Source organism: Achromobacter sp. 01N37 (genome assembly GCF_056399725.1).
Map to the genome: position 1 here is coordinate 96,342 of NZ_JBFTRX010000020.1, position 15,107 is coordinate 111,448.

Here is a 15,107-nt window from a genome sequence, read left to right on the forward strand (position 1 = left end):
TCATGACGCAAACCACCACCCTGGAGCAGGTCCGCCACCCGGCGCCATCGGCGCTGACCGTAAACATGTTCTCGGCCGCCGGCTTCGAACTTGCACAGCGCATCGCCAAGGCTTACCAGACCGCCGACGCCGTGCCGGCGGCGTTTCGCGCCACGGTCATCAAGCGCGAGAAGAACGGCAACGAGTACTACGACGTCGAAGTTCCGAACCCTGCCGCGCTCGGCAATTGCATCGTCGCAATCGAGACCGCCCAGGCGGTGGGCATGTCCATCACCGCCGTGATGCAAAACGCCAATGTCATTGAGGGGCGCCTTTCGTGGAGCGGCAAGTTCGTCATTGCCGCGATCAACGCATCACGACGGTTCTCTCCGCTTCGTTTCCGAATCAAGAGTCGTGGACGCATTACCGCGGCTTACAAGGAAAAGGGCACCTGGAACAAGGACCTGCGCCGATACAACATGGTCGAAAAGACCGTGGAAATCGACGACGTCGAGTGCGTAGCCTGGGCGTACGTCATGGAGGGCGGCCGCCGCACTGATGAAGTCATCGAAGGGACGCCCGTCAGCATAAAAATGGCAGTAGAGGAAGGCTGGTACAGCAAGCCCGGCAGCAAGTGGCAAACGGAACTCAAGCACTTGATGCTGCAGTACCGAGCCGGCAGTTTCTTCGGGAATATTCATGCGCCCGATGTTGTCATGGGCATGGGCCGCACGTCCGAAGAGCTGGAAGACATTCTGGACGCTGTCCCGGGAACCGGAGACAGCATTGAAGTCAACGTCGACGAGCTACGCCGCGCGCAGGCCGGCCGCGCCCCGAGCCGACCTGTCCCGGCCGACGTCACCGACGTGGAGGCCCGCGACACCCAGCCCACCCCGGGCGCCACCGGCACGAAGGCACAAGCCGAGGCCGGCAACCCGGCGCAACACTCGGCAGCGGCAGCGCACGCCGCGCCGAGTCCCGCCCGCCAGGGCAAGGTCGAGCCGGAAGACAGCCCCCAGCACGACGACGTTCCGGAGGTTGATCCGGTCAAGGTCGAAGAGCGGCTGCGCGCCGCAAAGGATATCGAGGTCCTAGACGTCGCGGCGGACTTTATCCAAGACGTCTCTGACGAAGCGGAGCGCCAGCGGCTGACCCAGATTTACCAGCAGCTGCGCCTGTCCCTTACCAATGCCCAGCAGCGCACCCCGCGCCGCCGCGTGGCCGCCCCGGAGTAAAGGAGCAGCCATGTTCAAGAACGCCAAAATCTACCGGCTCACGACTGCTGCGCCCTTCTGGAACCTAGAGGGGCTGAACGAAGCGTTTGAGGGCCACGCGTACGCGCCCGCCGGCGAGCTACAACGGCAGTCGATCGGCTGGGTGCCGCCCCGCGAGGACGCAGACCTGGTGCACGCAGTCAGCGGCAAGCTGCTCCTGACGCTGCGCATTGAAGCCAAGTTGCTGCCGGGCAAGGCGATCGCCCAGGCAACCACCGCGCGCGCGCTGCAGATCGAACAGCAGCAAGGCTACAAGCCCGGCAAGAAGCAACTAAAAGAGATCCGCGACGCGATCATTGACGAGAAGCTGCCCACGGCCCTGACGCAATATGACGATATCCGCCTCTGGATAGATCCGATCGAGCGCTGGCTGATCATCGACACCAGCACGCCCGCGAAGGCCGACATCGTTATCGGGCTGCTGGCCAAGTGCGTCGACCCGTTCCCGATCGAGAACCTGTACGTAGCGCAGTCGCCTGCATCCGCGATGACGGGCTGGCTGGCCGCCGATGAGGCGCCGGAGAATTTCAGCATTGACCAGGACGCCGAACTGCGCGCCTCGGGCGCCAGCGCCGCCGTCGTGCGGTACGTCCATCACTCGATCGATGCCGACGAGGTACGCCGCCATATCCAGGGCGGCAAGCAGTGCACGCGCCTGGCTATGACCTGGAACGATCGGCTTTCCTTCGAGCTGACCGAGGACCTAGACGTCCGCAAGATTCGCCCGCTGGACTTGCTGAAAGAGAACCACCCCGCCGCAGACACGGACGCCGAGGTGTTCGATGCGGAGTTTCTCCTGATGGCCGGCGAGATCGTCAAGCTGCTCGCCGAGCTGGTCTACGCCCTCGGCGGCGAAAAGCAGATCCAGGATTCTGCCGCGACGGCGGCGCCGGGCCAACGTGCGCTCGAAGGTGACGACGGTGACGCCGACAACGCCGTCGACCCGCTCTACATGGAGGCCGTCATGGTTGTCCGCAAGCACCGCCGCGCCTCTGTTTCCCTTGTTCAACGCCATCTGCGCATCGGCTACAACCGCGCCGCCCGTCTCCTTGAATCCATGGAAACGGCCGGCCTGGTGTCCGCCATGACGACCAGCGGCAGCCGCGAGCTGCGCGCATAAGGACCCACCATGCGAATCAACAGAATCACCACGGAGAACTTCCAGGGCGCGCGCGCTGTGGACCTGAACCTGCGCACGCCGGCCACCTTGATTGCCGGGCCGAACGGCGCTGGTAAGTCCAGCATTGCCGAGGCCGTGCGCCTGGCGCTGCTGGGTACGCCCGAGCGCGTTGGGCTGAAGAAGGAATACGGCGCGCTGGTCAGTGAGGGCGCAAAGGTTGGCGCCGTGACGCTGGATCTGGACGAAGGCGCGGTCGGTATCAGCCTGCCCAAAGGGGCACAGTCCGGCGATGCGCTGGTGCCCCAATCGCCAGCACTGCCCTTTGTACTGGCGCCGGAGCGTTTTGCCGCGGCCAAACCGGACGAGCGCCGCAGCCTACTGTTCGCGCTCACCGCGACCAACGTCAAGGCCGACGAAATCGAGCGCCGCCTGTTGGCGCGCGGCTGCGCCGCCCCGCTCGTCACCCAGATCAAGCCCATCCTCCGCACCGGCTTTGCCGGCGGCGCGGATTTTGCCAAGGGGCAGGCTACTGAGGCCAAGGGCGCCTGGAAGACTGCCACAGGCGAACAGTGGGGCAGCCAGAAGGCCGAAGGATGGCTGGCGGAAATCCCACCGTTCGACCAGCCCGCACTGGACAAGGCACGCGCCGACCTGACTGCGCTGGACAGCCGTATCGACGCGACCGCGCAGTCCTTGGGCGCCCTGGAGCAAAAGGCCGCGGCCTATGCGGCTGCCCGCGACCAGTTGGCGGCCCGCCAGGCCAAAGCCGCCCAACTGCCGGCGCTGCGTGAGAAGCTGGAGTTTGATCAGGATGAGCATGCCAAGTTGACGGCACGCGTGGATGAGCTGGAGGCGAAAGCCGGATCAGGGCCGCGCGTCGGCCTCGTGCATGACCTGGCCAGTTGTCTTTCGCATCTCTGGGCATCCGAGGCATCCAAGAACGTAGCCTTTGGGATTGGCCTCGATATCAAAGAGGTGCTCGCGGTCTATGAGCGCCAGTACGGCAAGATCGGCGCTACTGGCGACGCCGCGGCGGCGGGCGCACTGCCGAAGGCCATCGAAGCCCGCGACCTGATGGCGCGCAGCGTCGAAAACGACCGGCGCGACATCGCCGCGGCCGAAGCGGCGGCGGCCCAGCTGCAGGATGGCGCCGCGCCCGAGGCGGTCCAGCCCGCCGACGTGGAAGCCGCGCGCGCCAAGGTCACAGCGCTCCGCGCCGAACGCAAGGCGATCGACGAGCGCGTGCAGCAGCTGCTCAACGCCAAACGCGCGGCCACCAGCGCCACCGAGCGCACCGCGAACGCCGCGCAGTACCACCAGGATGTACTGGCCTGGTCCGCGATCGGCGACGCGCTCTCGCCCGACGGCATCCCGGGCGAGATTCTGGCCGAGGCCCTGCAGCCGGTGAACGACAAGCTGGCCGACGTGGCCGACCTGGCCGGCTGGCGCGTGCCCGCCATCGGCGCCGACATGGTTATCACCTTCGCCGGCCGTCCGTACCGCCTGCTGTCCGAGTCCGAACGCTGGCGCGTGGACGCGCTCGTCGGCGCCGCCCTGGCCGAAATCTCCGGTCTGCGCTGCCTCATCCTGGACCGCTTCGACTGCCTCGACCTGCCCGGCCGCAGCGACGCTCTCGGCTTAGTGGACGCCCTGGCGGCTGACGGCCGCATGGACACTGTCCTGGTGCTGGGCACGCTCAAGGCAGCGCCGGCAGCGCCCTCTGATGCATTCACCGTCCACTGGATCGACCAGGGCCACGCCGGCCAGGCCAAGCTCAAGGAGGCAGCATGACCCCGCCGCGCCACCAATCCCTCGAAATACAGATCGCGCGCCGACAGACAGCCGAGCATCTGCGCAAAATCGGCGCGCCGGTGAAGGCATCCACCACGGTATTGCAAATGGCCGCGATGATTGCCGATCGCACCGGCTGGCCGGCGCCCGCGTCGGCACCAGCCGACCTCCTCGCTTTCCTCAAGCGGTTCCTGGACCAGTGCCGCGCCGGCATCACCCCGCCACCCTATCGGCCCGTCGTTCGGCGCCCGATGCGGTATGACCTCGCCATGCGCGAGGCCCTCACCCGCGCCGCCGCTGCGCAGCCGCACCTGACCACAGCCACAAGCAACGTGATCACCTGGAGGGAATTGGCAGCATGAGCTTTTACACAACCATCGCGCGCCTACGCGAGGCCACCCATTCGCATGTACCCGGCGAAGCTCCGGACGGTTGCCGCGTGTCGCGCGAGGATCTACGGATTGCCCTTCACGTCATCGACCGGCTGGATGCTGATCTGCGCCTGGCTGGGGTGCTGAGCAATAACCTGACGCTCCCCGCAACGATGGCCTCCAGCGATGACTGCCCCGGCCACCAAGATCTTTCGGTGTCCACACGGGGATCGCATCGGGCAAGCAGTCAGATCGACGTCACCGTGCCGTTTGTCGCGTCAGTTGGGACGGCGGGCGAGATTTGTTTGCTCTACAGCGAAGGCTGCGGCGGCAAAGCCCATCTATCCATCGATGTGGGCCATCCGATTGCGGCAGGCAAGGTGGGCGCAGCGCTAAATGCAAAGTGCATGCATCAGTTGGTCAACGGTCTTATGGATTGCATAGCCGCCCCGGACCGGGAAGATCGTCTGTACGGTGACCTCCCATGATTGAGGCCACTGAGCGCCCTACAGCCTTCAATTGCCTCGTGTCCCACGTGACGCTGGCTCGCGACAAATCCCAATCCCCGGATGGCAGTGGCATATGCGTGCCCAGGAGGCATCAGAACCAGAGCGCAGTGCTGCCGATTAATGATCAGCGCCTACAGACAAAAAAGCCAATACCCAACATACCCACCAGCGTGCCGCCAATTGCGATCGCAGCGCGCATCGCTCTATCTGAGCCGTGCATATACAACAAAAAGCTTATGGCCGCGACGAACACAATTAGCACCCCTAGAACAAAGGGGCGCCAATTATTCCGTACAGCACGAAATATTCCGCTCTTGGCAAATCTATGTCTGCTCATGGGCTTCCGCGAGGTACTTAGGCCGGTGACACATTTTGCCAAAGTTTCCACATACGGAAAACACTTTTCCATCTGTAGTGCTAATGGAGCAATCCATGTCTGACCCTTATCTGCCAATGAAGGATGAGTATTTCGACGCCATGAAAGCGGGCACCAAGACCGAGGAATATCGGATGGCCTGCCCCTATTGGACAAAGCGAATTAAGGACAAGGATTTAACGCGCATCGTCCTTACTCGCGGCTACCCAAAGCAAACAGACGAAAAGCGCCGCCTTGTGCTGCCTTGGAAAGGATTCGCGCTGAAGCGGATCTCCCACCCCGCACTTTGGCAATAACCCCGTTCAGGTGTACTCGATCGACGTTCGCCACATCCCATAAAAGAAGGAGCAATAAATGACACACACAGTCCATCAGCAAACACCCGCCGGGGCGCCGGCACGTCCGGCAGCCATTCATCCGGATGGCCTTTATCGCTGGAATCAGTTTGAAGATCTGATCCCATTCTCGCGCGAGACTTGGCGTCAGCGGATTCTTCAGGGGCGCGCGCCGCGGCCCGCGTCTCAGTCGCCGAACTGCACCGCCTACCGCGGTTCCGACATCCTGGCTTGGCTGGCCAACCCCGACGGCTACAACGCCGCTTCCCAAAAAAAGAACTGAGGACGAAATGGCACGTCAAGTTGTACCGCTGACCGACCCCAAGTGTAGGCTCGCGAAATTCAATCCCGCCGGCGGCAATAAGCTGTTCGACGGCGGCGGCCTGTTCCTGGAGCTACTCCGTTCCGGCGCCAAGAAGTGGCGTATGCGCTACCGCAACCCAGCCACGGGCAAGGAGAGCATGCTCACATTCGGCGATTACCCTGCGGTGCCGCTAGCACGCGCCCGCGCCGAGCGCGCGCGCGTCGATCGGTTGCTGGCCGAAGGTGAAGACCCGGTGGCCCAGCGCCACGAAGAAGCGCAGGCGCAGAAAGCAGAGTCCGACCGACAGTTCCAGGCAGTCGCTGCAGAACTGCTCAAGCTTCGGCGCCCGACGTGGAGCGATGGGTACCACGCGCGGATCTCCAACTCCCTCAAGAACGACGCCTATCCCTACTTCGGCACACTCGCGGTTGACGAAATCCCCGGCAAGGTTGTCTTGGACGCCGCTAAGCGCATTGAAGCGCGCGGCGCGCCCGATATGGCAGATCGATTCATCAGCGCCACCAGCATGGTCTTCCAATACGCGGTGGGGACCGGCCGCGCGCCAGCTGACCCCACCCAAGGCCTAAAGCGCTTTCTTAATCCGCGGGCACCGGTGAAGCACTTCCCGCATGTCGATGAGGCTAGTCTGGGCAAATTGATCGCGCGAGTGCGGAACTATCACGGTCGGCCCGAAACGCGCATTGCCATCCAGATCATGATGCACACCTTTCCGCGAACCAACGAGCTGCGCTGGGCGGTATGGAGCGAGTTCGACACCGAGGACGCACTGTGGCGAATTCCGGCGAGCCGGATGAAGGGTACGTTGATCACCAAAGAAACAGGCGCCGACCACGCCATCCCGCTATCGCGCCAGGTGCTGGCGCTGCTGGCAGAACTGGGTCCGTACACAGGGCGCTATCGGCTGCTGTTTCCCGGGCTGCGCGACCCCGCCAACACACCGATGAGCTCCGAGACGATAAACAAGGCGCTCAAGATCCTGGGGTTTGAGGGAGAACAAACGGGCCATGGCTTTCGCGGCCTGGCGTCGACCATAATGAACGAGCGTAGCGGCGCGCGCGCGGAAGTAATCGAGCGCCAGCTCGCACATAAGGAACGCAATATGGTTCGCCGCGCATATAACCATGCGGAGTATTTGGATGAGCGCCGGCAGTTAATGCAGTGGTGGTCGGATTATCTTGATAACTGCGCGTGCGACGCCGGGAAATGATGAAATTGGGGGCCTACCCTTATCCGATTCAGCCCTACCCTCATTCCTACCCTTAAAACTGCTGGCGCCCCTTGGCGGCAGTTGGTAGTAGCTAGCGGCGCAGAATGCAAAAAAGCCGCGAAGTCAAAGACTTACGCGGCTTTCGGAGCAGTGCTAGGCACTGCTTTGCAGGAATCTGGTAGGCGGTATTGGGTTCGAACCAACGACCTCCACGATGTCAACGTGGCGCTCTAACCAACTGAGCTAACCGCCTGCAAAGAAGAAGAATTATATAGTGCTTTTTTAAACTGTGCAAATCGTCTTAAAAGACTTTTTGCTGTTTTTATTGCGTTTGAAGCATCAACGTTTGAACTAACAAACGGGCCGGATTGGGGTTGCGCATCGGATTGGAGCGAACCGAAACTCTGGCCAGAAACTTCACCTGCAAGCACTACTTTTTTCCCTTCAACTTCGTGTCTGCGGCGTGGGCTGCATCAACGAAGAACGAGATTCTATCAGAACTTTTTATTCCTTGCTCGACCTCGACGCCACTACTCACATCCACGCCCCACGGCCTGACCAACTCGATGGCTTGGCCGACGTTGTCGCCGTTCAAACCACCCGACAGGATCAGCGGGCGCGACACCGGATCAGCGCGGACGTCATCCAGCAACGCGTAGTCAAAACCATGGCCGCTGCCGCCGTAGCCCGCGCTGTAGCTATCGAACAACCACCCCGCCGCTTCACCGTAGGCGCGGCAGTGCGTGGCCAGACCTTCGGCGGTATCCAGACCCGGGGCGCCCGCCCGGAAGGCGCGCAGAAAACGGTGGCCGTATCGCGCGCAATCCTGCGGCGTTTCATCGCCGTGGAATTGCAGCAGTTCAGGGCCGACCTTGTCCAGCACCGCCTGCACATCGGCCGGGTCGGGGTTCACGAACAGGGCCACGACATCGACGAACGCCGGCACGGCACGGCGCAGTTGCGCGGCGCGCGTGGGCGTCAGGCAGCGCCTGCTCTTGGCATAGAAGACGAAGCCGATCGCATCGACGCCGGCCGAGACGGCAGCGTCGATGTCTTGTTCGCGGGTCAATCCGCAGATTTTGATGCGTGTGCGCATGGAACTCATTACCTGTGCCGCCCATCGCGGCATGACGATTCAGTATATCTGCCGCGCGGGCAAGCCGCGTTCAGGCAGCAGGCTGGCCCAAAGTGGCAAGCAGATTGTCGAAACTGCCTTCGGCCACGCGGAACCACGGCACTTCCTTGTCGCGAAAAGCGGTCATGCTGTCATAGAGCTTTTTGAACATCGGGTCCTTGGCGCTCATCTCTTTATAGGCCGCCATCGATGCCTCGTAGCATGCCTGCAAGACAGGCTTCGGAAACGCCTTCAGTTGCGCGCCTCGGGATACCAGCCGGCGCAACGCATCGGGATTGCCCGCGTCGTACTTGGCGATCATGTTGCCCGTGGCCATTCTGCACGCCAAAGCCAGCGCCGATTGATAGGGCTTGGGCAGCTCATCGTAAGCGTCCTGGTTGACGTATAGCGATAGCTGCAAGGTGCCCGCCCACCAGCCAGGAAAGTAATAGTTCCGCGCCACTTTATAGAGCGCAAGATTTTCGTCGTCGTACGGACCAATCCACGCGACCGCGTCCACCGTGCCCTGCTCTAACGCCGCATAGCTTTCCGAGACCGGCACGTCGACCGGCGTCGCGCCCAAGCGCGCCAGCACATGGCGCGCGAAGCCGCCTGCCTTGATTTTCAGGCCGCGCAAATCGTCAACGTTTTTGATTTCGCCCCGGAACCAGCCGCCCATTTGCGCGCCGGTATACCCACAGGGAAAGTTCAGGATGTTGTACTTGTCGAACAGCACCCGGGTCAGCGCCAGGCCTTCGCCTTGCAACATCCAGGCATTCATCTGGCGCGTGTTCAGGCCGAACGGCACGCCGGCATCAAAACATAGCGCGGGATCAATATCGAAGTAACGCGTGGATGCCGTGTGGCCGCACTCGACAACGCGATGCTGCACGGCATCGAGCACCTGGCCGGATTCCACAAGATCGCCCGCCGGGAAAATGTCGATGGTGAAGCGGCCGTCCGTGACCTCGGCCACGTAGCGCGCGACGTCCTCGGCGCCCGCCAGCAACGTCGGCGACTCATTGGGAAAGCTGGATGCCAGCCGCCACGCGATTGTGGGCGCATCCTGCGCGTAGACCGGGGCGGCCAGTGCGGCGCTGCCCGCGGCGGCCAGAGCGGCTTGCTTCAAAAACGCGCGGCGTTGCATGGCATTCCTCTCCATCAGGCGCGAGGCCGCGCCATCAATGACAACAGCTTCCTAATAGGTCTGCGTGAACGGCGATAGCAACAGCGATCCGCCATCAAGCTCTTCCAGGCCAAACTCGGCGGGATAATCAATCGCGGACAAGTACAGGCCGTCTGGTGAGAACGTCGGCGCGCCTCGTTTGCGGTCACGCCACGACAGCAGTTGCGCCATCCAGTCCACGGCTTCCCTGCCCTGGCCGATCTGCAACAACGCACCCATGATGTTGCGCACCATGTGGTGCAAAAACGCGTTGGCCTTCAGCGTGAACACCAGAAACAGGCCGCGTTCCTCGATGTCCAGCCGATGCATGTGGCGCACTGGATGCTTGGCCTGGCATTGCGATGACCGGAAGCTGGAGAAATCGTGTTCACCCAACAGTGCCTGCGCGGCAGCGCGCATGGCATCAACATCCAGCGGCTGAAAGCACCAGCCGGCCCGCCCCGCCCACAACGCCGGCCGCACGCGGCCTCGCCACACTAAATAAACGTAAGTACGGGCGCGCGCCGAGAAACGAGCATGGAATTCGTCTGACACCAACTGCGCCCACTGCACCGATACGCTGGGCGGCAAAAACGCATTCACGCCCCGCACCCAGGATTCCATGCGCCGGTCCAACTCCGTATCCAGATGAACGACCTGCATCGCGCCATGCACGCCGGTGTCGGTACGCCCCGCGCAAATCGTGGGCACCGCGCCCTTCACCCCACAGAAGCTTGCCAACGCAGACTCCAGCGTGTCCTGCACCGTTTGCCGATGCGGCTGTGTCTGCCAACCCTGCCAAGCGGAGCCGTCATACGCCAGCCCCAATGCAACTCTAGACATTATTCAAACTCGAGGTCCGCTGACTCGGCGCGGTTCGTCCGTGGGCGGTTCGTCCAGGTCGAGATTGATCGTATCGAGCTTGCGATTCAGCGCTGCCGTGTCCAGCGCCGGCTCGTTATAGGCGTACGTTTCCTCATCATCGTCGTCACGCCGGGCGCCGGCACGGCGCAGCAGCCAAGCAATGGCGAACGCAATCAGCGCCAACACGGCGGTGACGATGACAAGCAAATTGTCGGCAAGCCAACTGGGCATGCCGGAGGTGAGATCTTTGCTGTTTGAGGGCGGAGTGCCCGTGACGGCCTTGTCGCCGGATGACGGCGCGGCAGCGCCGGGAGCGCCTGCTACGCCGGGGGTGCCTGCTGCGCCAGGCGTGCCTGCTGCGCCAGGCGTACCTGCTGCGCCAGGCGTACCTGCTGCGCCCGGTGCACCTGATGCGCCCGACGTGCCTGCTGCGCCCGGTGTACCTGCTGCACCCGGCGTACCTGCTGCGCCCGACGTGCCTGCTGCGCTCGGTGCACCTGATGCGCCCGACGTGCCTGCTGCACCCGGTGTTCCTGCTGCACTTGGTGAGCCTGCTGCGCCCGGCGTGCCTGCTGCGCCTGGCGTGCCTGCTGCGCCCGGCGTGCCTGCTGCGCCCGGTGTGCCTGCTGCACCCAGTGTGCCTGCTGCACCCGATGTGCCTGCTGCACCCGACGTACCTGCTGCGCCCGACGTACCTGCTGCGCCCGGCGTGCCTGCTGCACCCGGTGTGCCCGCTGCGCCCGGTGTGCCTGCTGCACCCGGTGTGCCTGCTGCACCCGGTGTGCCTGCTGCGCCCGGTGTACCTGCTGCGCCCGACGTGCCCGAGGTACCTGCTGCACCCGAAGCACCTGCTGCGCCCGTTGCGCCGGCACCGCCCGACGCTCCCTGCTGCGCAACCGCTTTATTCAACTCGTCCACATTGCTTTGCAGCTGATTGACGCGGCCTTCGACGTCTTTCATCGCGCGCTCGCTCGACGTCCTGGCATCCGCCTGCGCGTCGGCTTGCGCGGACGGGCTGTTCGATGCCTCACCTGAAGACAGGCGCACACGATCCTGCGTGGGCGCAGCACTGGCGACACCGGTGTCGCCCGGGCGGGCGACGGTGCCGGAGGCGGCGTCCTGGCCCTTCACCACCGACGGATTCGCACCGGCGGCCGCGCCAAGACGGGCGCGATACTTGGCGAAGGCTTCGGCGTGTTCATTGAAAATGCGGCGCGCTTCGGCCGGGTCAATCGCGCGCACCGTTGCCGCATCAGGAATTTTCAGCTTCTGTCCCGCGCGCACCAGATTCATATTGCCCTGGATGAACGCCTCGGGATTGGCGCGCCACAGCGCCACCAGCATCTGGTAGACCGAGGCGTTGGGCACCGCGTTGCGTTGTGCGATGGCGAACAGGTTGTCGCCCGATTTGACGTTGACCGAGCCCGTCGTGCCCCCTGCACGCGGGGTGCCGACGGCGGCGGGCGTCACGTCAGCGCCGGTTCCGCGCAATGGCACCAGAATGCTGACCTGCACTTGGCGCTGCCCCGAACTCGAGCTGATATCCAGCAGCAGATCCACCGCGCCGCTTGCCGGCGGTTGGGTGCCGCGAATGCGCAAATTCTTGCGCGTGGCGTCCATGCCGTCTTCGACCCGGACAACCATGCTGCCCAACGGCACCGGCGGCTTCAGGCCAGCGCGTTGCCAGGCCGCATCATCCGCCACCGATACTTTCAGCGACGCGACTTCATCCGGCGTCAGCTCCTGCAAGCCCACAACCGCCTGCAACGGCGCACCCGGCACGGACACGACACGCGAATGCCCCACGCGCATGGCCAGCGCCGAACTGCACATGCTCGACCCGATCGCCAAGGCGATCGCCCATTGAAGGGCTTTCAAACGGCGGGCATGCTTCACGTGGCGCGAACGCTGGGTCATAAGCTGGAATTCCGTTCTTGTAGTCGAATTACGGGCTAGAGCCCGTCCGCACCAAATCAGTGAGAACAGGCCTCAATTCACCGGAAAAGTGTAATGGATGACGGGCATTTCACAAACCTGAAAGGCGCATCGGCATTGACTCGCGGGCGCATCCGCCACACCTTTTCACTATCGCTCAAACGTCAAGGGCACCCGAAGGTGCCCTTGCTTCACTTGCTACACGATCAGGCCCCGCCGCGCGGCGCCCGAACCGGCATCAGGCTTCGGCCAGCGCAATGCGCAACATACGGCGCAGCGGTTCGGCGGCGCCCCACAGCAGTTGGTCGCCCACGGTGAAGGCGCCCAGGTACTGCGAGCCCATCGACAGCTTGCGCAGGCGGCCCACCGGAATATCGAGCGTGCCGGTCACGGCCACGGGGGTCAGCGCAGAGACGGTGGCTTCCTTGGTGTTCGGAACCACCTTCGCCCACTGCGTGCCTTGCGCGATCAGCGCTTCGATTTCGTCGATCGGCACATCGCGCTTGAGCTTGATGGTCAGCGCCTGGCTGTGGCAGCGCATGGCGCCGATGCGCACGCACAGGCCGTCGATCGGGGTGGCCGGCGTGCCGAAAGCCGCGCCACGGCCCAGGATCTTGTTGGTTTCGACTTCGGCCTTCCACTCTTCCTTCGACATCCCGTCGCCCAGATCCTTGTCGATCCAGGGAATCAGGTTGCCGCCCAGCGGCACGCCGAAGTGTTCGTGGGGCAGCGCCGGATCTTTCTGCTTGGCCAGCACGCCGCGGTCGATCGCCAGGATGGCCGACGCGGGGTCGTCCAGCAACGGCTTGACGGCTTGGTTGATCTCGCCGAACTGGGTCAGCAGTTCGCGCATGTGTTGCGCGCCGCCGCCGGATGCGGCCTGGTACGTCATGGAGGTCATCCATTCCACCAGGTCGTTGTTGAACAGGCCGGCCAGACCCATCAGCATGCAGCTGACCGTGCAGTTGCCGCCGATGAAATTGCGCACGCCGCGCTTGAGCGCTGCGTCGATGACCGGGCGGTTGACCGGGTCCAGAACGATGATGGCGTCGTCAGCCATGCGCAGGGTGCTGGCCGCATCAATCCAGATGCCGTTCCAGCCCGCGCCGCGCAGCTTCGGGTAAACCTCGGACGTGTAGTCGCCGCCTTGTGCCGTCAGAATGATCGGCAGTTTTTTCAGAGCATCAATATCGTAGGCATTTTGCAACGGGCCCGCGCCTTCGGCCCACGTGGGCGCAGCGCCGCCAGCATTGCTGGTGGAAAAGAACACCGGTTCGATCAGTGCGAAGTCGTTCTCGTCGCGCATGCGTTGCATGAGCACCGAGCCGACCATTCCGCGCCAGCCGACAAGGCCTACTGCTTGATTCATTTCAATCGCTCTATAAAGGTGGAGACAAGGTCCGGGTAGAAAAAAACGTGCAATTCAACAATTTATCAGAATGCACGGGGAGATGTTGCGGCGCAGCTAGAAAAAATCGGGGCCACAAGATAAGGCATGCCCTTTCGCGGCGCCTTCACAACAGGGCCGCATCGGGTCAATGGCAAGCCCACCGGCGGCTCAGAGCTGGGTCGCAAAAAGGGCCGCCTTGCGGGCGGCCCTTCAAAATCTTGGGGCTGCGCCGCAAGGGCGCGCCCCTTGCTTGACGATCAGGCCAGGGCTTTCAGCACTGCGTCGCCCATGCCCGCCGTGCTGACTTTCGTCGTGCCCGGTTCGAAGATGTCGGCGGTGCGCAGGCCGTCGGCCAGCACGCGGCGCACGGCGGCTTCGATACGGTCAGCCTGGGGCGCCAGGTTCAGCGAGTAACGCAGCAGCATGGCGGCCGACAGAATCGTCGCCAACGGATTGGCGATGCCTTGGCCGGCGATGTCCGGAGCCGAACCGTGGCTGGGTTCGTACAAGCCCTGGCCACTGGCATTCAGCGATGCCGACGGCAGCATGCCGATCGAGCCCGTCAGCATGGCGGCTTCGTCCGACAGGATGTCGCCGAACAGGTTGCCCGTGACGATGACGTCAAACTGGCGCGGGTTGCGCACCAGCTGCATGGCGGCGTTGTCGACATACATGTGCGACAGCTCGACGTCCGGATATTCACGCGCCACTTCAATGACGATATCGCGCCAGAACTGCGACGTTTCCAGCACGTTGGCCTTATCCACGCTGCACAGCTTCTTGTTGCGCTTGCGGGCCGATTCGAAGCCGATGCGCGCGATGCGGCGCACTTCGGTTTCGGCGTAGCGCATCGTGTCGTAGCCTTCGCGTTCGCCCGTGAAGGCGCCGTCCGGCGACGAGCGCACACCGCGCGGCGTGCCGAAGTAAATGTCGCCGGTCAGTTCGCGGATGATCAGGATGTCCAGGCCGGACACGATCTCGGGCTTGAGCGACGAGGCGCTGGCCAGCTCGGGATACAGAATGGCCGGACGCAGGTTCGCAAACAGGCCCAGCGCCTTGCGCAGGCCCAGAATGGCTTGTTCCGGACGGAATTCACGCGGCAGGCTGTCGTACTTCCAGTCGCCGACGGCGCCAAACAGAATGGCGTCCGATTCCTTGGCCAGGTTCAGCGTGGCCGGCGGCAGCGGGTGTTCGAACTGGTCGAACGCGGCGCCGCCCACGGGAGCCTGCTTGATGTCGAAGGAAACGTCCAGCGCCTTCAGGACGCGCACGGCCTGCTCAACGATTTCCGGGCCGATGCCGTCACCCGGCAAGACTGCAATGTTGTGAGTCATTTAAGAAGCGATCCTGTG

At 63.5% G+C, this 15,107-nt stretch carries 14 protein-coding genes, 1 tRNA gene and 1 pseudogene; 9 read left to right on the forward strand and 7 right to left on the reverse strand.

Going from position 1 to position 15,107, the window contains the following annotated elements:
- Positions 1–2 precede the first annotated feature (2 nt).
- The 9 genes and pseudogenes from AC1DSJ_RS27890 to AC1DSJ_RS27930 all read left to right on the forward strand — a co-directional run bounded on the left by AC1DSJ_RS27890 (position 3) and on the right by AC1DSJ_RS27930 (position 7,287).
- The gene (locus tag AC1DSJ_RS27890; protein WP_441372531.1) at positions 3–1,214 is read left to right on the forward strand and encodes a hypothetical protein; all 1,212 of its coding nucleotides are present in this window, start codon (positions 3–5) and stop codon (positions 1,212–1,214) included.
- Between the two features lie 10 nt (positions 1,215–1,224).
- Positions 1,225–2,127 (forward strand): annotated as a pseudogene (locus tag AC1DSJ_RS27895) (recombination-associated protein RdgC); the annotation flags it as partial.
- Entirely contained in the window at positions 2,116–2,373 is a 258-nt protein-coding gene (locus AC1DSJ_RS27900; protein WP_441372619.1) for a DNA translocase FtsK, read from the forward strand. The pseudogene AC1DSJ_RS27895 and the gene AC1DSJ_RS27900, both read left to right, overlap by 12 nt.
- Positions 2,374–2,382: 9 nt before the next feature.
- On the forward strand, positions 2,383–4,164 hold the full coding sequence (locus tag AC1DSJ_RS27905) for an AAA family ATPase (RefSeq protein ID WP_441372530.1): 1,782 nt from the start codon (positions 2,383–2,385) through the stop codon (positions 4,162–4,164).
- Positions 4,161–4,526, forward strand: coding sequence for a hypothetical protein (locus AC1DSJ_RS27910; protein WP_441372529.1), 366 nt, complete (start codon positions 4,161–4,163; stop codon positions 4,524–4,526). Before AC1DSJ_RS27905 ends, AC1DSJ_RS27910 begins: the two co-directional genes overlap by 4 nt.
- Complete coding sequence (locus AC1DSJ_RS27915; RefSeq protein ID WP_441372528.1) at positions 4,523–5,023, forward strand: hypothetical protein; 501 nt, start codon at positions 4,523–4,525, stop codon at positions 5,021–5,023. The genes AC1DSJ_RS27910 and AC1DSJ_RS27915 overlap by 4 nt, the downstream gene beginning before the upstream one ends.
- A gap of 453 nt (positions 5,024–5,476) precedes the next feature.
- Positions 5,477–5,716 carry an ASCH domain-containing protein gene (locus tag AC1DSJ_RS27920; protein ID WP_441372527.1) on the forward strand — a complete coding sequence of 80 codons (240 nt, stop codon included), beginning with the start codon at positions 5,477–5,479 and terminating at the stop codon, positions 5,714–5,716.
- A 58-nt stretch (positions 5,717–5,774) separates the two neighbouring features.
- Positions 5,775–6,038: a helix-turn-helix transcriptional regulator gene (locus tag AC1DSJ_RS27925; RefSeq protein ID WP_441372526.1), complete on the forward strand. Its 264-nt coding sequence runs from the start codon at positions 5,775–5,777 to the stop codon at positions 6,036–6,038.
- A 7-nt stretch (positions 6,039–6,045) separates the two neighbouring features.
- Positions 6,046–7,287: a tyrosine-type recombinase/integrase gene (locus AC1DSJ_RS27930; RefSeq protein WP_441372525.1), complete on the forward strand. Its 1,242-nt coding sequence runs from the start codon at positions 6,046–6,048 to the stop codon at positions 7,285–7,287.
- 176 nt (positions 7,288–7,463) lie between these two features.
- On the opposite strand, the gene AC1DSJ_RS27935 is transcribed toward AC1DSJ_RS27930, so the two are convergent.
- The 7 genes from AC1DSJ_RS27935 to leuB all read right to left on the reverse strand — a co-directional run bounded on the left by AC1DSJ_RS27935 (position 7,464) and on the right by leuB (position 15,089).
- Positions 7,464–7,540, reverse strand: a tRNA-Val gene (locus AC1DSJ_RS27935).
- A gap of 177 nt (positions 7,541–7,717) precedes the next feature.
- Complete coding sequence (locus AC1DSJ_RS27940) at positions 7,718–8,392, reverse strand: phosphoribosylanthranilate isomerase (RefSeq protein WP_441372524.1); 675 nt, start codon at positions 8,390–8,392, stop codon at positions 7,718–7,720.
- Between the two features lie 61 nt (positions 8,393–8,453).
- Complete coding sequence (locus tag AC1DSJ_RS27945; protein WP_441372523.1) at positions 8,454–9,548, reverse strand: TRAP transporter substrate-binding protein; 1,095 nt, start codon at positions 9,546–9,548, stop codon at positions 8,454–8,456.
- A 51-nt stretch (positions 9,549–9,599) separates the two neighbouring features.
- On the reverse strand, positions 9,600–10,409 hold the full coding sequence (gene truA / locus AC1DSJ_RS27950; RefSeq protein WP_441372522.1) for a tRNA pseudouridine(38-40) synthase TruA: 810 nt from the start codon (positions 10,407–10,409) through the stop codon (positions 9,600–9,602).
- A gap of 3 nt (positions 10,410–10,412) precedes the next feature.
- Complete coding sequence (locus tag AC1DSJ_RS27955) at positions 10,413–12,347, reverse strand: type IV pilus assembly protein FimV (protein ID WP_441372521.1); 1,935 nt, start codon at positions 12,345–12,347, stop codon at positions 10,413–10,415.
- Between the two features lie 256 nt (positions 12,348–12,603).
- Positions 12,604–13,734 carry an aspartate-semialdehyde dehydrogenase gene (gene asd, locus AC1DSJ_RS27960; RefSeq protein ID WP_054422372.1) on the reverse strand — a complete coding sequence of 377 codons (1,131 nt, stop codon included), beginning with the start codon at positions 13,732–13,734 and terminating at the stop codon, positions 12,604–12,606.
- Positions 13,735–14,012: 278 nt separating this feature from the next.
- On the reverse strand, positions 14,013–15,089 hold the full coding sequence (gene leuB / locus AC1DSJ_RS27965) for a 3-isopropylmalate dehydrogenase (protein ID WP_054422373.1): 1,077 nt from the start codon (positions 15,087–15,089) through the stop codon (positions 14,013–14,015).
- Positions 15,090–15,107 lie beyond the last annotated feature (18 nt).